The organism is Sphingomonas sp. RB1R13, from assembly GCF_036663775.1.
In the GTDB taxonomy this organism is placed as follows: domain Bacteria; phylum Pseudomonadota; class Alphaproteobacteria; order Sphingomonadales; family Sphingomonadaceae; genus Sphingomicrobium.
The window spans coordinates 562,843-584,217 of the sequence record NZ_JAXOJM010000002.1 but is presented as its reverse complement, the minus strand read 5'-3'; the positions used below and the strand labels follow the sequence as shown (position 1 = coordinate 584,217).

Genomic DNA, 21,375 nt, shown 5'->3' with positions numbered 1-21,375 from the left:
CCGCCCAGCCCATGATCACCACCATCGCCTTTTACCTGTTCGCGACGCTGACCATCGCGCCCGCGCTGCTTGTGATTTTCGCGCGCAACCCGGTGCATAGCGTGCTGTGGCTGATCCTGGCTTTTTTCAATGCCGCCGGGCTGATGCTGATCCTGGGCGCCGAGTTCATCGCGATGCTGCTGGTGATCGTCTACGTCGGCGCGGTCGCGGTGCTGTTCCTGTTCGTGGTGATGATGCTCGACATCGACTTTGCTGCGCTGCGCAGCGGGTTCACCAAGAACATGCCGTTCGGGCTGCTGATCGCGCTGGTCCTGCTCGCGGAGATCGTGATCGCGACCGGAGTGCGCAGTGCCGGGCCCAACGCCGGACTCGTGCCCCACGCTGTCGCCGCCACTGGCCCGGTCCAGCCCAACATCGTGGGCATCGGAACCATGCTCTACAGCCGCTTCCTCTATCCGTTCGAAATCGCCGGGCTGATCCTGCTCGTCGCGATGATCGGGGCGATCGTGCTGACCCACCGCAGCCGCAGCGACACCCGCGGCCAGAACATCGCACGGCAGATTGCCCGCGTGCCGTCGGAAGCGACGCGCAATACCCAGCCGACCGTCGGCGAAGGGGTCGTGTTGTGATCGGTCTTTTCCACTATCTCGCGGTTGCTGCGATCCTGTTCACCATCGGCGTGCTCGGCATCTTCCTCAATCGCCGGAACATCATTTTGATGCTGATGGCGATCGAGCTGATCCTGCTCGCGGTCAACATCAACCTGGTCGCGTTCAGCGCCTTTGCCGGTGACCTCGTCGGGCAGATTTTCGCGATGTTCGTGCTGACCGTGGCGGCGTCGGAGGCGGCAATCGGGCTCGCCATTCTCGTTATTTTCTTCCGCCGCCGCGGCACGATCGCGGTTGACGACGCCAACCGGATGCACGGGTGATGCACCCGATCATTCTCATTGTATTCCTGCCCCTGCTGGCCGCGCTCGTCGCCGGGCTTGGCGGGCGGATTATCGGCAAGGTCCCGGCGAAATTCGTCACCACCGGCGCCCTGTTCGCGTCGTGCGCGCTGTCGTGGCCGATCTTCATCAGCTTCCTCATGGGCACAGCCGAGCCGACTACGGTCCATGTCCTCGACTGGATCCGATCGGACGGGATGAATGTCGACTGGGCGTTGAAGGTCGACACGCTGACGGCGGTGATGCTGGTCGTCGTCACTTCGGTGTCGAGCCTCGTCCACCTCTACAGCTGGGGCTATATGGCGGAGGACGACAGCCAACCGCGCTTTTTCGCCTATCTGTCGCTGTTCACTTTCGCGATGCTGATGCTGGTTACCGCCGATACGCTGGTGCAGATGTTCGTCGGCTGGGAAGGGGTGGGCCTCGCATCCTATCTGCTGATCGGTTTCTGGTATCATAAACCGAGCGCGAACGCCGCCGCGATCAAGGCGTTTGTCGTCAACCGCGTTGGCGACTTCGGCTTTTCGCTCGGCATTTTCGGCACCTTCCTGGTTTTCGGGACAGTCTCGATCCCGGCGATTTTGCTTGCTGCCCCCGGCATGGCGGGATCGACGCTCCACTTTGCGGGCATGACCGCGAACACGATGACGATCCTTTGCCTGCTGCTGTTCGTCGGGGCGATGGGCAAGTCGGCGCAATTGGGGCTCCACACCTGGCTGCCCGACGCGATGGAGGGGCCGACGCCAGTGTCGGCGCTGATCCATGCCGCAACAATGGTCACTGCGGGCGTGTTCATGGTCTGCCGCCTGTCGCCGATGTTCATCACCAGCGAGACGGCGATGACGGTCGTGACTTATGTTGGTGCCGCGACCTGCATCTTCGCCGCGACGGTCGGTTGCGTCCAGAACGACATCAAGCGGGTGATCGCTTATTCGACCTGTTCGCAGCTTGGCTACATGTTCTTCGCGGCAGGGTCGGGCGCATTCGGGGCGGCGATGTTCCACCTTTTCACCCACGCTTTCTTCAAGGCGTTGCTGTTCCTCGGCGCCGGTTCGGTGATTCACGCGATGCACCATGAGCAGGACATGCGCTACTATGGCGCGCTGCGTAAGCAGATCCCAATCACCTTCTGGACGATGGTCGCGGGCACGCTGGCAATCACCGGGGTCGGGATCGCCGGGCTGTTTGGGTTCGCCGGCTTCTATTCGAAGGATTCGATCCTCGAAAGCGCGTTCGCCAGCGGGACGGTCCATGGCAATATCGCCTTCTTCCTCGGTGCCTTTGCCGCGCTGCTGACCAGCTTTTATTCGTGGCGGTTGATCTTCCTGACCTTCTTCGGCGATGCGCGCTGGGCGGCGTCGGAGCATATCCAGCATGCCCTCCACGGCGATCACGAGCAGGAGAGCATGGACAACAGCGACCATGACAGCGCGCATGATCACGGCGTCCATGCGAGTTCGGGCACCGGCGGCTATCACCCGCATGAAAGCCCGTGGTCGATGCTGACGCCACTGGTGCTGCTGTCGGTCGGGGCGGTATTCGCGGGCTTTGCGTTCGAACATTATTTCGTCTCGCCCGAGGGCGCGGGCGAGTTCTGGCGCGGGAGCCTCGCCTTCAACGAGCATCTCGCCCACGCGGCACATGCCGTGCCGTTCCTCGTCAGCTTCACCCCAACGATCGTCATGCTGATCGGGCTGGCGATCGCGATGAACAATTATCTGCGCGATCCGGGGGCTCCGGGCCGCTTCGTCGCGACCTTCCCGGGGCTTCACGACTTCCTGATGCACAAATGGTATTTCGACGAGCTCTATGACCTGATCTTCGTCCGCCCCGCCTTCGCCATTGGCCGCTTCTTCTGGCATCGCGGGGACGAGCAGACGATCGACCGCTTTGGACCGCATGGCGCGGCGACGCTCGTCGGCCTCGGCAACCGGGTGACTGCCCGGGTCCAGTCTGGCTATGTCACCAGCTATGCGCTGGTCATGCTACTGGGGCTGATCGGGGCGGCGACCTGGGCGATGTGGTGGGCCCGATGAGCGTGCCATTTCTCACCCTTTTGATTACGATCCCGCTGGTTGCCAGCGTGGCCTGCCTGTTCGCGTCGGCAAGCAGCGCGCGCTGGATTGCGCTTGCCGCAACCTTGCTAAATCTCGCGCTCGGCATCCTGATGTGGTCGCAATATGTCACCGGCGGACCGCAGTGGCAGTTCGTCGAACATCATGCGCTGGCGGGAAACTCCCTTAGCTGGGCGCTCGGGATCGATGGCATCGCGTTGATGCTAATCATGCTCAGCGTGTTCCTGATGCCGATCTGCATAGGTGCGTCATGGCGCTCGATCGAGAAGCGCGTGCCCGAATATATGGCGGCGTTCCTGTTGATGGAAGCGCTGATGATCGGCGTCTTCGCGGCGCAGGACCTGTTGCTGTTCTACATCTTTTTCGAAGCCGGGCTGATCCCGATGTACCTCATTATCGGTATCTGGGGCGGGGTCGAGCGGATCCGCGCGAGCTATAAATTCTTCCTCTATACCCTCGCCGGGTCGGTACTGATGCTGATCGCGATGCTGGTCATGATCGGCATCACCGGTACCAGTTATATCCCCGCACTGATGGCCTACAACTTCGAGCCGGGACTTCAGACCTGGTTGTGGCTGGCCTTCTTCGCCAGCTTCGCGGTGAAGATGCCGATGTGGCCCGTCCACACCTGGCTGCCCGACGCCCATGTCCAGGCACCGACTGCCGGATCAGTGATTCTGGCTGGTGTGTTGCTCAAAATGGGCGGGTACGGATTTATTCGATTCAGCCTGCCGATGTTCCCGGAGGCTTCGGCGCACTTCTTGCCCCTTGTCTTCGTGATGAGCGGGATTGCGGTCGTCTACACCAGCCTGGTCGCGCTGGTGCAGAAAGACATGAAGAAGCTGATCGCTTACTCGTCGGTCGCGCACATGGCGTTCGTGACGTTCGGGTTGTTCGCCTTCAACCGGCAGGGGATCGAAGGCGCGCTGATCGTCATGCTCAGCCACGGGCTCGTCTCGGGCGCCCTGTTCCTGTGTGTTGGCGTCATCTATGACCGTCTCCACACCCGCGAGATTGCGCGTTACGGTGGGCTCGCCAACAACATGCCGGGCTATGCGCTGCTGTTCATGCTGTTCACCATGGCGAGCGTCGGTTTGCCAGGTACCAGCGGGTTCGTTGGCGAATTCCTGGCGCTGACCGGTACCTACCGTGCATCAAGCTGGGGCGCGGTGGTCGCGACGACGGGGATTATTCTCGGTGCGGCCTATATGCTCTACCTCTATCGCCGGATCGTGTTCGGGACGTCGGACAATGCTGATGCCGCCGCGATGCCCGACCTAAACGCGCGTGAATATTGGCTGCTCGCGCCGATTGCCGCAGTGGTGCTGTGGATGGGGGTTTACCCTGAAAGCTTCATGGCGCCGATGCGCGCCGATGTCGGGCGGCTGCTCGTCCGACTTCATCCCGCGACCCCCGCCGGGGATTCGCACTTCATGCCGGGCAAGCCGGTCCTGCCGACGACCCACGGGGCGCCCACAGAATGAACTTCGCCGCGCTCCTCCCCGAACTCGTCCTGACGGTCGGCGCGATCGCGCTGATGATGGTCGCTGCCTTCGTCAGGAAGGCCGGGGCGATCACCAGTGGCGGCGCGGTCGCGCTGCTGGTCGCGGCCACGATCATGCTGATCGGCGCGCCGCAGGAGAGCGGGCCATTGTTCGGCGGGATTGTCGCTGCCGATGGCTTTTCGGCGTTCGGCAAGATGCTGATCTTCCTAGGTGCTGCGGTCGCGATCATCGGCGCGCATGGCTGGTTCGGGCAGATGGTCGGCGAGGATGGCGAGGGCCAGCACGGCGCCGAATATCCGGTGCTGATCCTGTTTTCGAGCATCGGCATGGCCGTGATGGTCTCGGCGACCAGCCTGATCACGCTGTACGTCGGGCTGGAGCTGCAGAGCCTCGCTGCCTATGTGCTCGCCTCCTATCGCCGCAGCGATGCGCGCTCGGCCGAAGCGGGTCTCAAATATTTCGTGCTGGGAAGCCTGGCCTCGGGGATCCTGCTCTACGGGATTTCGCTGCTTTACGGATTTACCGGGACGACCGAGTTCAGCGGCATCGCCGGGGCGTTCCTGCGCGAGGGACCGCACTCGCTCGGTCTGCTGTTTGGGTTAGTTTTCCTACTCGCTGGCCTCGCCTTCAAGATCAGCGCCGTGCCGTTCCACATGTGGACCCCCGACGTATACGAGGGCGCGCCGACCCCGGTGACCGCCTTCTTCGCCTCGGCCCCCAAGGTCGCGGCGGTCCTGCTCGCGACCCGGGTCTGCCTTGGCGCGCTTGGCCCAGCGATCGATGCGTGGCGCCAAATCGTCATCGTCGTCGCGGTCGCCTCGATCCTGCTCGGCGCGATTGCCGCCTACGGCCAGACCAACATCAAGCGACTGCTTGCTTACTCGTCCATCAACAATGTCGGTTTCGCACTGATCGGGCTCGCCGCAGGCGGGCTGCAGGGTGCGAGTTCGGTGCTGTTCTACATGGCGGTCTATCTTGCCATGACGCTCGGCGCCTTCCTGTGCGTGCTTCGCTTGCGCGACGAGGATGGCCAGCCGGTCGAACAATTGTCGGCGCTTTCGGGCCTGTCGCAGTCGCGTCCCGGCCTTGCCGCCGCGCTGGCCTTCTTCACGTTCAGCCTGGCAGGCATTCCGCCCTTCCTTGGCTTCTGGTCGAAGCTGGCCGTGTTTATCGCCGCGGTTCATGCCGGGCTGATCTGGCTGTCGGTCATCGGCATTTTGGGAACGGTGGTCGGCGCCTATTATTATATCAAGATCGTCAAAATCCTTTACTTTGACGCGCCCGCCGCCCCGCTCGGCAAGGTTCGTGCGCCACTTGAGGGAGCGCTGATCACGATGTTGGCCATCTTTATCTCACCGCTCGGCTATCTTCTGATCGGCCCCATCACCCGCCTGACCGGCAATGCCGCGAGCAGCCTTTTCTGATCGGTTCGCAAGAGATGGGCAGGATCCGCGTCGTCGACTGCGTCGGATCGACTAATGCCGTCCTGCTGGGTGACCATGGCGCAATCGAGGGCGACTGGCTGGTGGCGCTGGCGCAGGACGAGGGCAGGGGCCGCCAGGGTCGGGCCTGGTCTTCGTTCGATGGCAATTTTGCCGGATCGACAATCATTCAGCTCCGCCACGACGATCCCCCAGCGCCGGGACTGTCGCTGGCGTGCGGGCTGGCCCTGATCGAGGCAATCGACGCCGTCGCGCCGGGCGCGGCGACGCTGCTCAAATGGCCCAATGACCTGTTGCTGGGGCAGGCGAAGCTCGCCGGGATCCTGCTCGAGCGATCGGGAGACCGCATCGTTGCGGGATTTGGGATCAATCTTGCCGAGGCCCCGGCAATCGAGGGACGCGCCACCGCCAGCCTCGAACGGGTGATCACTCCGCAAGCACTCGCGCCGATCCTGGCGGCAAGCATGGCGCGCCTCATCGGCCTGTGGCGCGCGTCGGACCCCGTCTGGTTCGGCCGCGCCTGGCTAGCCCGTGCGCATCCGGTCGGGACCGCGCTGAGCGTTCATGACGGATCCGGGAAAAGACTGGCGGGGCACTTCGAGGGGCTCGACCCCGATGGCTCGCTTCGACTGCGGCTCGATGGGGGGGCAATCGAGATCGTCCGCGCCGGTGACGTCACTCTCGACTGATGCTCGCCTTCTTGGACCAACCGGTCTAGGGCCGCGCCATGCTGCTTGCTGTCGACGCCGGAAACACCAATCTCGTCTTTGCCCTGGTCGATGAGACGCGGACGATCCGCGCCCGCTGGCGGATCGCGACCGACGCCCGCCGCACCGCCGACCAATATGCCGTGTGGCTCCACCAGCTGCTCGAACTCGAGGGTTACGGCCGCAGCGACGTCAGCGCGGTGATCATCGGCACCGTCGTTCCGCGCGCGCTCCATAATCTGGAAGTGCTGGCCGAGAAATATTTCCACGTGACGCCGATGATCGCCGGGTCTGCCTCCGCGCCCTACGATATCGCGCTCGACGTCGATGAACCCAAAAGCGTCGGGGCGGACCGTGCCCTCAATTCGATTGCCGCACATAACATTCAAGCCGGAGACCTGATCGTGATCGATTTCGGAACCGCGACGACGTTTGACGTGGTCGACGGCAGCGGCGCCTACAAGGGCGGGATCATTGCTCCAGGCATTAACCTAAGCCTCGACGCGCTGGTCGCCGCCGCCGCCAAGCTGCCCCGGATCGCGATCGAGGCGCCGGCAAACACCAGCGTGATTGGCCGCACGACCGAAAGCCAGATGCTGATCGGCATCTATTGGGGCTATATTGCGATGATCGAGGGACTGGTTGCGCGGCTCAAGGCCGAGATCGGTCGTCCCGTCACTGTCCTTGCAACTGGCGGCCTTGCCACATTGTTCGACCAACACACCGACGCGTTCGATCGAATCGAACCCGATCTCACCATCCAGGGCCTTGCCCTGCTCGCCCAGAAAGCTCGTCCATGACCACCCCCGGCAAAGAACTTCTCTTCCTCGCGCTGGGGGGGTCGGGCGAGATCGGGATGAACGTCAACCTTTATGGGTGCGACGGCAAATGGCTGATGCTCGACCTAGGCCTGACCTTCGCCGACGGTGACACGCCGGGCATCGACCTGATCCTGCCCGAGCTTGAGTTTATCGAGAAGCGCCGCAAGGACCTTGTCGGGATTGTCCTGACGCACGGCCATGAGGACCATATCGGCGCGCTGCCCTATATGGCGGCTGACCTTGGCGTGCCGCTTTATGCGACCCCGTTCACGGCAGGGCTGATTGCCGGCAAGCTTGAGGAAGAGGGGCTGTCGGGCAAGGTCAAGCTCAACATCATCAAGCGTGGGGGATCAGTCGATCTCGCGCCGTTCCGTGTCACTTACGTCCCGCTCGCCCACTCGATTCCCGAGGGCAATGGCGTGCTGATCGAGACGCCTTATGGCAAGATTTTCCACACCGGCGACTGGAAAATCGATGAGACCCCGGTGCTTGGTCATCCTGCTTCGGCCGAGACGCTGACCAAGATTGGCGACGAGGGAATCCTCGCTCTGGTGTGCGATTCGACGAATGTCTTCCAGGAAACCGTGTCGGGCAGCGAAGAAAGCGTGGCCGCCGGACTTGCAGCCGAGATTGGCAAGGCCAAGGGCCGCGTGCTCGTGACCACTTTTGCTTCCAACGCGGCGCGGCTCGCCACGATCGGGCGGGTTGCCGCCGAAGCGGGGCGTACCGTGTGCGTGGCGGGGCGAAGCCTCGACCGGATTTTGAAGGTCGCCAAGGCAACGGGCTATCTGCTCGACTTCCCCGATGTCGTGCGGTTCGACGAGGCGATGCGCCTGCCAAAGGGCGATGTCCTGATCGTCGCGACCGGTGGGCAGGGCGAGCCCCGCGCCGCGCTCGGCCGCATCGCCGGCGGGGCTCACGAGATCAAAATGGGCGAGGGCGACACGGTAATTTTCTCGTCGAAGCAAATCCCGGGCAACGAGCTCGCCATCGGCCGGATCATGAACCAGCTGAGCGAGCTCGGCGTGCTGACGGTCACCGAGCGCCAGGCGCATGTCCATGTGTCGGGCCATCCGGGGCGACCCGAGCTTGCCAAGATGTTCGAGTGGATGCGGCCCGAGATACTGGTGCCGGTCCATGGCGAGCCGCGCCATCTCGCCGAACATGCCCGCTGGGGGCTCGCCAACGGTATCCCCAAGGCGATCAAGCAGGAGAATGGCGACGTCATCCGCCTGTCGCCAAATGGACCAAAGAAGATCGGTACCGAGCGGGTCGGACGCCTCGTGCTGGACGGTGACGTTATCCTTCCGGCCGATGGGACGACCATCAACACCCGCCGCCGCCTGTCGCGCGACGGGTTGATGACAGTCGCGCTCCCGGTTGGGCAGGGGCGCAAGCTGGCGGGGCGTCCGCTGATCCGGGCGTTCGGGGTGCCAGTCGAGGCCGACCTTGAGGATTTTATCGTCGACGCGACCGATGCCGCGACCCGCGCATGGGAGCCAGGCAAGGACCCCGCCAAGACGCTTGAGGCGGTTCGTCTGGCAGTCCGCCGTTGCGCCACCTTGTGGACTGGCAAGAAGCCGACGATCGACGTCAGCCTGATCGAATTGAATTGACGCGATGAGCATCGGCGCGTCGATCGCGATCTGGTTCCTGTTCTTCGTCGCGGTGGCGTTCGTGTCGCTGTCATTCGGAGTCAGGACTGATGAGGAAGCCGGTACCGCCAAGGTCGCGGGTCAGGCCGACAGCGCGCCGCATCGGTTCGATGTGAAGCGCCACGCCGTCCGGTCGGCGATCATCGCGACGGCATTGTTCACGCTCTACGACCTCAATTGGGTCTACGGCTGGGTCGGCACCGAGAGTTTCGACTTTTACCACCGGATCTTCGGCAACCAAGGCTAAGCCCTTGCCGGATCACCGCTTGCGGTCGACCGCCGCAGCGAGCGCCGCATAGAGTTTGCCGACGTCCGACGACATCAGCGTCACCGCCATGATGCCGCCGTCACGCTCGGCCATGACGCGGCGGAGCATCGATTCAAAGTCGGTGACGTAGCGATTGACCGAGCCCGCAAACTCGCGGTCATTGTCATAGTGCGCGGTGATCGCGCGAGCTTCTCCGCCGCCCAGCAGCCGGGCCGCGCGGCGCGTGAACACCCCACGATTGCCCTTGAGGTAAGCGGTCCAGTTCTTGTCGTCGATTTCGTCGGACAGGATTTTGCCGACGTCGATCGAGGCCGAGTGAAGCGAATCGATCAGCAGCGCGACTTTCTTGGCGAATTCGTCGCTGTCATTCTGGCGCTGGGCGTCGTGATTGCGCTCGATATGCGCTTCGAGTGCAGACGCGCTCTGACCGATCGTCAGCATCTGGCGGGTCAGTCGTTCGGACGCGCCATGCGCCGCTTCGACCGCGCGCACCGCGACCCGCTCGACGTCGCGCAACTGCTCGGCGACGGTCGCCTGGACCGCCTGCTCGAGCGCCGCTCGGGCAGCGGCGGAGAGGTTTGCGGCGCTTTCGGGAATAACTGCTGCGATGGCGTCGCGCGCTCGTTCGGCGGCGTGGGCAGCGGCTTCGCGTACCTGCATCATCGCCGCGACCAGTGCCGGGCCGGTTTCATGCGCCAACCGGTCGGCATCGGCGGTTGCTGCAGCGATCGCACCGCCAAGCTCGCCAAGCCGCGTTTCCGCGCCGCCAATTCCGGTGTCAACCGCCGCCAGCAGCGCGGCTAGTCGATCATGCTGTGCCTCGATCGCCCCGGCGCCACTCGCCAGTCGCTCGCTCGCCTCGACCGCCGCATCGCGGACTTCGCCGATCGCGGGGCGGGTGGTTTCGACTTGCCCGACCAGGCGTGCAGCACCGCTCTCGGCCTCGGTCAGCGCCGTGGTCAGCGCATCGCGCACATGATCGGTCAATTCCTCGACCGCGCCGCGCATGGCATCGGTGCGGTGGGCGAGCTGGTCGACCAGTCCGTCATGCCCACTCGCCAGTTCGCCAAGCGCGGCCAATTCCCCGCGGACCCGGCCAAGTGCTCCGAGCATGGTCGTGGCGCGGTGATCGCCATCCTGCGCAAGTTGCTGGAATCGCTCATCGAGCGAGGCTAGCCCGGTGTCGAGATCGGCCATCAGTCGCTGCGATGCGCGTTCCTGTTCGGCAACCCGGCTCGACAGGCCGTCAAGCGCATTGGTAGCATAGCCGAGGTGGCTGCCGAGCGCCTGTGCCGATTCGATCCCGGCCTGGCCGAGTCCAGCCGACGCTTGTGCAACGAGGGCGGCGACGGTCGCGGCCTGCGCGTCGATTCCGCTGCGGATCTGGTCGAGCGCGTCGGCGGCGTGGCCGAGCAAGCTCTCGATTTCGCTGCGGTGCGAGGCGGCGACTTCCTCGAGCTGGGCGCGCGCGGCGGCGCTGGCGCTTTCGATGTGGGTGAGGTGGGTGACCAGCCGGCCGGAGGCATCGCCAACCACGACGTCGGCTGCTGCGGTGCGCTCGGTCAGCGTGGCAATTTGTGCCGCGTACAGTTCGGCTTGGCGCGCGGCGTCTGTGCCTGCATCGCGAAGCCGCGCAGCCATCGATACAGCATGCGCTTCGGCCACGGGTAGGTCGGCGAGCAGCACCCCAATATCGGTCCGCGCGGCATTGGTTGCCTGATCGAGCGCGGCGCCATGCTGCGACAATCGCTGCGATCCCTCGTCGAGTTCGCGGGTCACGCCGCCAAGGCGTTGCGCAGTTTCCTCGCCCAAGGTCATCAACTGCGCCGACATCGACCGAAGCGCGTCATGACTTTCGCTGATCCGGGTGCCAAGCACCGCCAACAGCCCTTCCAGTGAACGCGCCTCGTTGCGCATCGCGATCACCGATCGGGTGAAGCGTTCGGCCTCCTTGCGGCGGGTCCGCCCGAACATCAGCCAGCCAAGCCCGAGCAGCGCCAACGGCCCGGTCACGACCGCAATCCATTGCGCCAGCGCCGGGGCATCGAGAGGCACGCCGCCAAGGGCTCGCCCGGCCGACCATGCGCTGTAGGCCAGCCACAGCGTCGCCAGCACCGCGAGCGCCCAGCCAAGCACCATCCGCCCGCCCGCGCCATCATGTTCGGCACGCGTTTCTTCCCACTGGCCGACGTTGAAGCCGACCTCGTCGATTACTGGATCGGCGTAGGCGCCAAGCGGCACCTCATCGCGCGAGCCTTCGGACGGGGCGGAGCGGAGTGGGTGCGGTTCCATAAGGGATAGTTTACCATCTTCGGCTCTAAGTCAAAGCGAACAAAGTGGTGCCGGTCAGGCTGGCCTTGCGCCCGTGCCTTGGCCTAAGGCGGACCCAGAGGGATACGGGGACGGGCATGACGTTGGGCGCGCTGATCGGCGCTTATCAGGAAGACGACCGCGGCGAGCTTCGCGCGCTGCTTCCGCTCGCCGGCCGGACCCTGCTGGAATATCAGGCTCGCTGTGTCGAAGCGGCGGGCGCGGCGCCGATCGTGATCCTGGTCGAGCGCGTTCCCGTCGCGCTTCAGGACGCGATGGATCGGCTGCGCCAGGAAGGGATCAGCGTCATCCCGGTCAGCGACGGCAACGAGGCAGCGTCGCGGTTCGAGGCGGGCACGCTGATCCTCGAGCTGGCCGACGGCATTGCTCCCGACGTTGGCGACATTGCTCGACTGGTCGAGCTCGACGAACCCGCGATCGCGACTCTGCCCGACGATGAAGCCCATGCGGCGTATGAGCGGATCGACAGCAGCAATCGCTGGGCGGGCATTGCGCTGGTAAGCAGCTCGACGCTCGGCTCGACAGCGGCGATGCTTGGCGACTGGGACCTTCAGTCGACCTTGCTGCGTCGTTCGGTGCAGGGCGGGGCGCGCTTGATCCGGCTCGATGGGCCGGGGGGTGGGCCGCTGCTTGCCGACAATGCCGAGGCGCTGGGCGGATTCGAAAAACGCCTGCTGCTCGCGTCGCGGGGGCAGCGGCATGACGTCGCCAGCCGCTTCCTGCTGCCGATAATTGAGGAATTCGCGACCGAACGGCTGATGGAAACGCGGCTCAGGCCGGAGTGGCTGGTTGGCGCCGCGCTGTCCCTGACGCTGGCCGCGGCCTTTGCCTTTACGCGAAGTTGGTTGTGGCAAGCGCTTGCCATGCTGGTCCTTTCGACCCCGCTCGATCTTGTCGCGACGAGGCTCGGAACGCTTCGGCTGAAACCCCTGTCGCGGGCGTTGTGGACCAAGCGCGCATTGTGGCCCGCTGCAGGGGCTGCGCTCCTGGCTCTGGGATGGGACAGTTTTCGCCACGGCGGAGGCGGGTGGGGACCGCTCATTGCGGCGCTGTCGGCATGCGGGTTCGCCCAGGCGCTGCGGATCGAGCGCGCGGGACAGCCAGCGCCGTTCGAGCCGTGGATCTTCTCGCGCCGCAATGCCATTTTCCTGGCGCTGCCCTTTGCCGTCGCAGGCTGGTGGAATGGCCTGCTCGCCGTTTTGGTCCTCTATGCCGCGAGCAGCTTCTTTCTCGTCCAGCATTTGCGCCACCGCATTGTTGGCGACTGAAACCGCCCCAAAGCGGATTGAGGCGGCGTTAACTTCAATCGGCTAATGGTCGCCGATGATGATGATGTCTGAGGAATGGCCGATCGCTGCCCGAGCAGCAGACCGCCCGGTCGACCCTGCGCGCCGCGCGGGGTGGATCCGGCTAGATACCGTCCGTCGCGACTTCTTCCTCGATCCCGCAGCGCGCTTGTCCGAGCAGGAGCGGGCGCTGATGACGACGATGCTCGACGATCTCGTCTCGACTATTGCCGACGAACTTGTCGCAGGGCTCACCGATGGGCTCGATTCGATCGCCGCCGAGGGACATGATGCGCTGATCGCCCGGCTGTGGTCGAGCGGACTGCTCGATCGCCCGGTACTTGTGTCCTTGCTCCTGCGGCGCGCCGACGAGCAGCGCCTCGCCGCCAACCTCCAGCTGCGCCAGCAGCCCGGCCGTCCGCCGCTCGTCCAGCGCTGGGTTGCAGACAGCGATGGCGAGCTCGCGGCCTGCGCCATGGCCCTGGTGATCGCGCGCGGCCGACGCCGCGATCGCTATGGCCAAGGCCGCCTGCTGTTCGATGACCTTCCCGCCGAGGAAGCCGTCGCGGTGGTCAATGCAGTTGCCGCTGGCATCCGCCAGCCGCTCCCCGCACATCCCGGAATCGACCGCGCGCTCGCTGCGGGGGCTGGAACCCTGCTTTCGCGCCATGATGAAAATCAGCGGATCGACGCGATGCTTGCCGCGCTAGTGCGAATGCTCGAACGCGCTGGCCGACTCGACGATGCATTGGTGGCAGACGCCGCCGCCGAGGGTGAGACGGCGCTTCTCGCGGCGATCCTTGCGCGGCGCGGGGGACTTCCCGAGGACCGCAGCTGGGATCATCTCATTGCCGGCGGCGAGGGGCGGCTGGTGCTGCTCGCGCGGCTTGCCGGGCTTGCTCGACCGACAGCGGCGCGGCTCGTGGCCGATCTCGGCGCGCTGACGGGGATTGCCGATCCCGCCGCCGAAATGGCGATGTTCGATCAGTTCGGGGAAGAGGCCGTCGAGGATCGGCGCGGCGAGTGGCGACTGCCTGCTTCCTATCGCGATGCTCGCCGGGTCCTGCGCAATGGCTAGCGCGCCCGATGATCCGCAAATCGTCACAGGCCGAGTCGATGCCGCAGGCCGACTGGTGGCAGCCGATCCGCCGCTGGCCGCGCTCCAGCTCGAGGCCGGGTCGTCGCTTGGCGGCCGCCTTGCGCTGCCGCAGATTGCCGCAGTGGTGCGCCTCGCCCGCGAACTTGGGGTGCCACTGTCACGCCCGGTTACGGCCGCCGGCGCGAACCATGATTATGACTTGTGGGTCCGCGCCACGCTCGACGGCGACGAGGTCGCGCTGGAGATTGAAGGTTGGCGTCCGCGCCCCGCCGCCGCCCCGCGCCTCGACCTTGTCCTCGCCGCCGACGATGACGCGACCGTCGCGCGTGATCCGGCGATGGGCGAGTGGGCGACCGATTCAGAGCTGAAACTCACTGCGCTCGCGCCGGATCTGGCCGAGCGGCTCAAGATTGACCCGGTCGACGCCATGGGCCAGCCGCTGACTCGCTACCTTAAGCTCGACGAGGATGACGACGGCACGCTGCCGCTGCTCGCTGGGCTGGCCGCTCGCGCGCCTTTCTCTGGACAGCAGGCGAGCCCACGGAGCGGCGATGGTGTGTCGCTCCTGCTATCGGGAGAAGTGCTTCGCGACGAAGCGGGCAAATTTGCTGGATTCGCCGGGCGCGCCCTGCCGCCCGCGCCATCGCTGTCGGTTGTCCCCGTCGCCGCGCCAGAGGGGAGAGGCTTTACCGCCGGGCTCGATGCCGCGCTTCGCTCACCGCTCGACCGGATTATTGCCGCCGCCGACAAGATCGTCGAGCGCAGCGATGGCCCGTTGCGCAGCGACTATGCCAATTACGCGACCGACATCGCCGCCGCCGGGCGCCACCTGATGTCGGTCATCCGCACGATGAGCGAGGGCGCTGCTGCCTCGCACCGCGTCGATCTGCGCGGCTGTGCCAATGAAGCGATCGCAATTACCGTCGCCAGTGCCGAAGCCCGCGGGGTCCGTGTTTCCATCAACCCATCAACAGCCATTTTTGCCGAGGGCGAGGAACGCGGAGTGGTCCAGATACTCGTCAACATCCTCGGCAATGCGGTTCGTCATTCGCCGAACGAGGGGGCCGTGACCATCTCGATCGTCGCAGATGTCGCCGTCGCTCGGGTGACAATATCCGACCAGGGCCCGGGCATCCCGCTCGTTGACCAGCAGCGAATCTTCCAGCGGTTCGAACGGCTCGACAGCGACGCCGGAGGGACCGGGCTGGGCCTGGCTATCGCCCGCCGCCTAGCGCAATCGATGGGCGGCGAAGTCCAGCTTGACAGCGCGCCAGGCACCGGCGCGCGGTTCACTCTAGAATTGCCGCTGGCCTAGGGTCTTTTCCACCCAAGATGAGTCGGCACCAATTCGACTGAAATAAACTTTAGCCGATACGGCTGCTGACCGGCATGTAGTCGCGCGCGGTCTGCCCGACGTAGAGTTGGCGCGGACGTCCAATCTTTTGCTCGGGGTCCGATATCATCTCGTTCCATTGCGCAACCCAGCCGACGGTGCGGGCCAGGGCGAACAAGGCGGTGAACATCTCGGTCGGGAAACCGATCGCGTTGAGGATCACACCCGAATAGAAATCGACATTGGGATAGAGTTTCTTCTCGATGAAATAGGGGTCGTTGAGCGCGATATGCTCAAGCTCCTTGGCAACGTCGAGCACCGGATCGGTAATGTTAAGTTCTTTCAGCACCTCGTCGGCAGTCGCCTTCATCACCTTCGCGCGCGGGTCGAAATTCTTGTAGACACGGTGGCCGAAGCCCATCAGGCGGAACGGATCGTTCTTGTCCTTTGCCCGCGCGATGTACTCGGGAATTCGCTTCACGTCGCCAATCTCGCGCAACATGTTGAGCGCAGCCTCGTTGGCCCCGCCATGCGCGGGTCCCCACAGGCAGGCGATGCCCGCCGCCATGCAGGCAAACGGGTTCGCACCCGACGATCCCGCCAGCCGGACAGTCGAGGTCGAGGCGTTTTGCTCATGATCGGCATGGAGGATGAAGATCTTGTCCATCGCCGCTTCGATGATCGGATTGACCTCATAGGGTTCGGCCGGGACGCCAAAGGTCATGCGCAGGAAGTTGCCGGTGTAGGACAAGTCGTTTTGCGGATAGAGAAACGGCTGTCCGACCGAATATTTATGCGCCATCGCGACTAGGGTCGGCATCTTGGCGATCAGCCGGTGCGACGCGATCATGCGCTGCTTGGGATCGGTGATGTCGGTCGAGTCATGATAGAATGACGACAGCGCGCCAACCACCCCGCACAGGATCGCCATCGGATGTGCATCGCGGCGGAAGCCACGGTAGAAAGTCGACAATTGCTCGTGGACCATGGTGTGGCGGGAGATTGTCCAGCTGAAGTCCTTGAGTTCGGTCGCACTCGGCAAGTCGCCGTGAAGCAGCAGATAGCTGACTTCCATGAAGCTCGACTGCTCAGCCAGCTGGTCGATCGGATAGCCGCGATGGAGCAATATCCCGGCATCGCCATCGATGTAGGTGATCGCACTCTGGCATGATGCCGTCGAGGTAAAACCCGGATCGTAGGTGAACATGCCGGTGTCGGCATAGAATTTGCGGATATCGACGACTTCCGGGCCCACCGTGCCGGGCAGGGTAGTGTAGGCTTTTTCACTGCTACCGGTCTTGATGGTGGTCGGCTCGGTCATTCGGTCGGCTCCAACTGGTCGTTGATGCGGTCAATGCTTTCGCCCTGCCCGAGGTGCAAGAGGACGTCAAAGATTCCGGGTGAGGTCGTGCGCCCCGTGAGCGCAGCGCGCAGCGGTTGGGCGATCTTCCCCAGTTTTTGGCCGGTCTCTTCGGCGACGGCGCGAACCGCTCCTTCAATGGTTTCAAGGCTCCAGTCGGGTAGCGCGGCGAAGGCTTTACTCGTGATGGCCAGTAAACCCCGCGATTCGCCCGTCAGCAGGGCGACGGCGGCAGGCTCGATCGTCAGCGGTCGTTGTTCGAACAGGAAGCGAGCACCATCGGCCAAGCCATTGAGATCATGCGCCCGGGCCTTGAGCTCGGGCATGGCGGCGACGAGCCGTTCGCGCCCCGCTGCGTCAGTTCCGAGGGCTGGTGCAACCAACTCGGCGAGGCGACGGTCGTCGGCGTGGCGGATGTAGTGGCCGTTGACGCTTTCCAGCTTTTTCCAGTCCATCCGCGCCGGGCCCTTGCCGACATGATCGAGGTCGAACCACTCCACTGCCTGATCGCGGGTGAAGATTTCGTCGTCGCCATGACCCCACCCAAGCCGCAGCAGATAATTGACGAGCGCCTCCGGCAGTATCCCCAGCTCGTCGCGATAGGCATCGACCCCCAGCGCGCCGTGCCGCTTCGACAGCTTGGCGCCATCGGGTCCGTGGATAAGCGGAATGTGGGCATAGGCGGGTTCCTCCCATCCCATCGCGCGAACGATCGTTAACTGCCTAAAGGCATTGTTCAAATGGTCATCACCGCGGATCACGTGACTCACCGCCATGTCGGAATCGTCGACCACCACTGCCAACATGTAGGTCGGCGACCCGTCAGAGCGCAGCAGGACCATGTCGTCGAGCTCGGCGTTGGCAACGGTCACCCGGCCCTGAACGAGGTCCTCGATTACTGTCTCGCCATCGGTCGGCGCCTTGATCCGCACCACGAACGGGCGGCCATCGGCGGGGGCGTCGCGCTCGCGCCACTCGCTTACCAAGCGGAACGGGCGCTTTTCGGCCTGTGCCGTCGCGCGCCGTTCGGCGAGTTCTTCGGACGTCAGATAGCAGCGATAGGCCTGCCCCTTGGCGAGCAATTCCTCGGCTACATCGGCATGACGTCCGGCGCGGTCGAACTGGAACACCGGAGGCTCGTCGCCGCCGATCTCGAGCCAGTCGAGCCCGTCGATGATCGCGTTGATCGCTGGCTGGGTCGATCGAGCGCGGTCAGTGTCTTCGATTCTGAGCAGGTAGCGCCCGCCATGGTGCCGCGCGAACAGCCAGTTGAACAAGGCAGTGCGGGCGCCGCCGATATGAAGAAAACCGGTTGGCGATGGCGCGAACCGTGTAACTACTGGCCTTGCGGTCAAGCGGCCGATCCTTTGTCTTGGGGGCATCATGGAGTGGGCGAGCGCCCGTAGCATAGCAGGTTCCCCGCTGCCACTGGCAGCGTTGCACATCCGCGGGCAAATGGCGCGCGTCCATGGCGGGCTGGAGCTGTTCCTCGAGCGCCAGCGCAACCAGCTGCCATTGTGGGCGGCGGTCGCGCTGGGACTCGGCGTTGGGCTGTGGTTCTGGCTGGCTGGCCCAATCCAGTGGGAAGCCTTGCTGTGCATCGCCGCTGCCGCGCTGCTCGCCGGGTTACTGGTTGTACCCGGCCGTAGCGGGATGGTGCTGGCCTGGCTCGGCGCGCTGATTGCACTCGGCGTCGGGTTGGCGTGGACGCGCTCGGCGACGGTCGCCGCGCCGCGCATCGATCGCCCGGTCATCGCCAGTTTTGCCGCGACCGTGACCAAGGTTGAGCCGCGCGTCGCCGACGGCAAGCTGCGCCTTACACTCGCCCCGGCAGACGCCAAATTGCCACCTCTGGTCCGCGTGACCCTCGACCTCGACCAAGCGCCGTCCGGCCTCAACAGCGGCGTCACGGTGCAGCTTCGCGCGCGCCTCGCGCCCCCGCCACCGATGGCCCTCCCCGGGGGGCACGATTTCGCCCGCGACGCCTGGTTCAACGGGCTCGGCGCGGTCGGCAAGTCGCTTGGGGAGGTCGTCGTAACCCGTTCGGCGCCGCTTTCGGGGCTCGATGGGCTACGCAGCCGGCTCGACGCGCATATCCAGGCCTCGCTCCCGGGCCCCTCGGGAAGCGTAGCCACTGCTTTTGCCACCGGCAATCAGAACGCCATCTCCAAGCTCGACGCTGACGCCATGCGCCGCTCGGGGCTTGCCCATCTCCTGTCGGTCAGCGGGCTGCACATCGCCGCAGTGGTCGCGGCGACGATGTTCCTGTCGCTGCGCCTGCTCGCGCTGAGCGAAGTGCTGGCACTTCGGTTCAACCTGATGCTGGTATCCGCCGCGGCCGCGGCCGCAGCCGGGATCGGCTACACGCTGCTGACGGGTGCGCAGGTCCCGACGGTTCGCAGCTGCGTAGCGGCGTTGCTCGTCCTCGCGGGGATGGCGCTGGGGAGAGAAGCGATGAGCCTGCGCCTGGTTGCGACCGGCGCCGTGATCGTCATGCTGTTCGTCCCCGAGGCGGTCGTGGGGCCGAGTTTCCAGATGAGCTTCGCGTCGGTGGCGACGATCATCGCGCTCCACGAGTTCAGCCCGGTCAAACGCTTCCTCGCGGCGCGGGAGGAGCATCCGCTCCAGCGTCTCGGGCGGCGGATATCGTCATTGCTGCTGTCCGGGCTGGCGGTCGAATTCGCGCTTATGCCGTTCGCTCTGTATCATTTTCATCGCGCCGGATTCTACGGGGTGATCGCCAATCTCGTGGCGATCCCGCTGACAACTTTTGTGTCGATGCCGCTCGAGGCCGCAGCGCTAGCGCTTGACGCGGTCGGGCTTGGGCACCCGTTGTGGGTCGCGACGGGCTGGTCGCTCGATGCCCTGCTGTGGATCGCGCACCGTGTCGCGGGATTGCCTGGTGCGGTCGCGATGCTGCCGACAATGCCGACCGCAGCGTTCGTGGCGATGGTGCTGGGCGGACTTTGGTGTTGCCTGTGGCGGGGCAGGGTACGGGCATGGGGGCTTGCGCCGCTGGCCGCCGGTGCCCTGGCCGCGATCAGCGTCGCGACGCCCGACTTGCTGGTCAGCGGCGACGGTCGCCATGTCGCGGTCATCGGTCCCGACGGCGCGCCGCAGATGCTGCGCGAACGTGCTGGTGATTTTACCCGCAGCCTGTTCGCCGAAAGTGCCGGCTTCGACGGAGAGACGGGCTGGATCGAGGACGATCGTTCGTCACGCTGCAATGACGACGCCTGCGCCTTTTCGATCGAGCGAGACGGCCGCCGATTCGACATCCTCGCCTTCCGCTCGGCCTATCTTGCACCTTGGGCCGATACAGTTGCCGCCTGTGCCCGCGCCGACATCGTTGTCGCCGAGCGCCGCCTGCCGCGCGGCTGCACCCCGCGCTGGCTCAAGCTGGACCGAGATTCGCTTGGCCAGAGCGGTGGCCTGTCGCTTGTCCTTGGCGCGGAACCACAGGTCGAGAGCGTCGCTGACCGCGTCGGGCAGCATCCATGGTCGGGGGTTCGCTAGCGAGAGCCTAGCGCGTGCTCCACACCGCGAGCTCATTGCCCGACGGATCGATGAAGTGAAATCGCCGCCCGCCCGGAAAAGCAAAGATCGGTCGGGCAATGATTCCGCCTGAATCCGCCACGGCGTCGAACGCCTTGTCGAGATCCTCGACCCGAACCACCGGAAGCGGTGCCGACAGCGCGTCGTCATGCTGGCCGTTGAGCCCGACATCGACCGTGCCGCCTTCGGTCGCCGAATAGTCGGGGCCGTAATCGGCAAAGCGCCAACCGAACGCCTTGGTGTAGAAGGCGCGGGTCAGTTCATGCGCCGTCAGGCTGGGCAGCTCGACATAATCGATGCGAATTCCCGCCGGTTCGTCGCCCATCCTCAGTAGCGCCGGATCAGGCCCGCCAGCCGGCCCTGGATCTGGACCTGCTCGGGACGATAACGCTGGGCTTGATAATGTCGATTGGCCGGATCGAGGCGGATCATCTGGCCTTCACGGCGGAATGTCTTGAGCGTTGCCTCGGCGGCATCGATCAGGGCCACGACAATCTCCCCCTCGCGCGCCGTGTCAACCTTTCGGATGAGCGCATAGTCGCCGTCGAGTATGCCTTCCTCGACCATCGAATCGCCTGACACTTCGAGCGCATAATGTTCGCCCGGCCCGAGCAGTGCGGCGGGCACTGCGAACGCTTCGGTACCCTGCAAGGCCTCGATCGGCGTTCCCGCCGCAATCCGGCCGTGCATTGGAATTTCGATAAGGTCATTCGCCGCTGCGCGGATCCGCGTTGGCGCAACGATCGGCGCGGGCTTCGCGACCGCGAGATCGGGCATCTTCAAAATTTCGAGCGCGCGCGCACGATTAGGCAACCGACGGATGAATTGCCGTTCCTCGAGCGCCGAAATCAGCCGGTGAACTCCCGACTTCGACTTTAGCTCAAGTGCCTCGCGCATCTCGTCGAAGCTCGGGCTGATCCCGGTCTCGCCCAGGCGATGATTGATGAAGCTGAGAAGTTCATGCTGCTTGGCGGTGAGCATGGGCGCGT

Annotated in this window: 18 protein-coding genes; 13 read left to right on the top strand and 5 right to left on the bottom strand. The window is 64.9% G+C overall.

Translation table 11 applies throughout. From position 1 onward, the window contains the following. The first annotated feature begins 11 nt into the window (after positions 1–11). From U1700_RS09015 to U1700_RS08975, 9 genes are read left to right on the top strand one after another with little or no spacing between them, the layout of a single operon-like run. Positions 12–629, top strand: a complete 618-nt coding sequence (locus U1700_RS09015) for an NADH-quinone oxidoreductase subunit J (protein WP_332752068.1) — start codon at positions 12–14, stop codon at positions 627–629. Continuing rightward, positions 626–931 (top strand): NADH-quinone oxidoreductase subunit NuoK, encoded by a 306-nt coding sequence (nuoK, locus tag U1700_RS09010; RefSeq protein ID WP_332752066.1) that lies wholly within the window; start codon positions 626–628, stop codon positions 929–931. The genes U1700_RS09015 and nuoK overlap by 4 nt, the downstream gene beginning before the upstream one ends. Further along, positions 931–2,985, top strand: a complete 2,055-nt coding sequence (gene nuoL, locus U1700_RS09005) for an NADH-quinone oxidoreductase subunit L (protein ID WP_332752064.1) — start codon at positions 931–933, stop codon at positions 2,983–2,985. The genes nuoK and nuoL overlap by 1 nt, the downstream gene beginning before the upstream one ends. Then, positions 2,982–4,508 (top strand): NADH-quinone oxidoreductase subunit M, encoded by a 1,527-nt coding sequence (locus U1700_RS09000; RefSeq protein ID WP_332752062.1) that lies wholly within the window; start codon positions 2,982–2,984, stop codon positions 4,506–4,508. The genes nuoL and U1700_RS09000 overlap by 4 nt, the downstream gene beginning before the upstream one ends. Next, on the top strand, positions 4,505–5,953 hold the full coding sequence (gene nuoN, locus U1700_RS08995) for an NADH-quinone oxidoreductase subunit NuoN (RefSeq protein WP_332752060.1): 1,449 nt from the start codon (positions 4,505–4,507) through the stop codon (positions 5,951–5,953). Before U1700_RS09000 ends, nuoN begins: the two co-directional genes overlap by 4 nt. Positions 5,954–5,967: 14 nt before the next feature. Beyond that, positions 5,968–6,660 (top strand): biotin--[acetyl-CoA-carboxylase] ligase, encoded by a 693-nt coding sequence (locus U1700_RS08990; protein ID WP_332752058.1) that lies wholly within the window; start codon positions 5,968–5,970, stop codon positions 6,658–6,660. Positions 6,661–6,698: 38 nt separating this feature from the next. Further along, entirely contained in the window at positions 6,699–7,478 is a 780-nt protein-coding gene (locus tag U1700_RS08985; RefSeq protein WP_332752056.1) for a type III pantothenate kinase, read from the top strand. Beyond that, positions 7,475–9,115 carry a ribonuclease J gene (locus U1700_RS08980; protein ID WP_332752054.1) on the top strand — a complete coding sequence of 547 codons (1,641 nt, stop codon included), beginning with the start codon at positions 7,475–7,477 and terminating at the stop codon, positions 9,113–9,115. The genes U1700_RS08985 and U1700_RS08980 overlap by 4 nt, the downstream gene beginning before the upstream one ends. 4 nt (positions 9,116–9,119) lie before the next feature. Beyond that, a complete protein-coding gene (locus tag U1700_RS08975) occupies positions 9,120–9,401 on the top strand; it encodes a DUF1467 family protein (protein WP_332752052.1) in 282 nt (93 codons plus the stop codon). Between the two features lie 12 nt (positions 9,402–9,413). Here the strand turns inward: U1700_RS08975 and U1700_RS08970 are convergent, their stop codons facing one another. After that, complete coding sequence (locus U1700_RS08970; RefSeq protein WP_332752050.1) at positions 9,414–11,714, bottom strand: hypothetical protein; 2,301 nt, start codon at positions 11,712–11,714, stop codon at positions 9,414–9,416. A 116-nt stretch (positions 11,715–11,830) separates the two neighbouring features. Here U1700_RS08970 and U1700_RS08965 point away from each other — a divergent pair, with 116 nt between their 5' ends. From U1700_RS08965 to U1700_RS08955, 3 genes are read left to right on the top strand one after another with little or no spacing between them, the layout of a single operon-like run. Next, positions 11,831–13,021: a hypothetical protein gene (locus U1700_RS08965; RefSeq protein ID WP_332752048.1), complete on the top strand. Its 1,191-nt coding sequence runs from the start codon at positions 11,831–11,833 to the stop codon at positions 13,019–13,021. A gap of 55 nt (positions 13,022–13,076) precedes the next feature. Further along, positions 13,077–14,117, top strand: a complete 1,041-nt coding sequence (locus tag U1700_RS08960; protein ID WP_332752046.1) for a DUF2336 domain-containing protein — start codon at positions 13,077–13,079, stop codon at positions 14,115–14,117. Then, positions 14,110–15,453, top strand: a complete 1,344-nt coding sequence (locus U1700_RS08955) for a sensor histidine kinase (RefSeq protein ID WP_332752045.1) — start codon at positions 14,110–14,112, stop codon at positions 15,451–15,453. Before U1700_RS08960 ends, U1700_RS08955 begins: the two co-directional genes overlap by 8 nt. Before the next feature lie 49 nt (positions 15,454–15,502). Here the strand turns inward: U1700_RS08955 and U1700_RS08950 are convergent, their stop codons facing one another. Together U1700_RS08950 and gltX are read right to left on the bottom strand one after the other, a co-directional pair. Beyond that, complete coding sequence (locus tag U1700_RS08950; protein WP_332752044.1) at positions 15,503–16,792, bottom strand: citrate synthase; 1,290 nt, start codon at positions 16,790–16,792, stop codon at positions 15,503–15,505. After that, positions 16,789–18,213 (bottom strand): glutamate--tRNA ligase, encoded by a 1,425-nt coding sequence (gene gltX, locus U1700_RS08945; protein ID WP_443025922.1) that lies wholly within the window; start codon positions 18,211–18,213, stop codon positions 16,789–16,791. Before gltX ends, U1700_RS08950 begins: the two co-directional genes overlap by 4 nt. A gap of 73 nt (positions 18,214–18,286) precedes the next feature. Here gltX and U1700_RS08940 point away from each other — a divergent pair, with 73 nt between their 5' ends. Then, positions 18,287–20,347 (top strand): ComEC/Rec2 family competence protein, encoded by a 2,061-nt coding sequence (locus tag U1700_RS08940; protein ID WP_332752041.1) that lies wholly within the window; start codon positions 18,287–18,289, stop codon positions 20,345–20,347. A 7-nt stretch (positions 20,348–20,354) separates the two neighbouring features. On the opposite strand, the gene U1700_RS08935 is transcribed toward U1700_RS08940, so the two are convergent. Together U1700_RS08935 and lexA are read right to left on the bottom strand one after the other, a co-directional pair. Then, the gene (locus U1700_RS08935) at positions 20,355–20,711 is read right to left on the bottom strand and encodes a VOC family protein (RefSeq protein WP_332752039.1); all 357 of its coding nucleotides are present in this window, start codon (positions 20,709–20,711) and stop codon (positions 20,355–20,357) included. A 2-nt stretch (positions 20,712–20,713) separates the two neighbouring features. Continuing rightward, on the bottom strand, positions 20,714–21,367 hold the full coding sequence (gene lexA, locus U1700_RS08930) for a transcriptional repressor LexA (protein WP_332752037.1): 654 nt from the start codon (positions 21,365–21,367) through the stop codon (positions 20,714–20,716). Between the last annotated feature and the right edge of the window lie 8 nt (positions 21,368–21,375).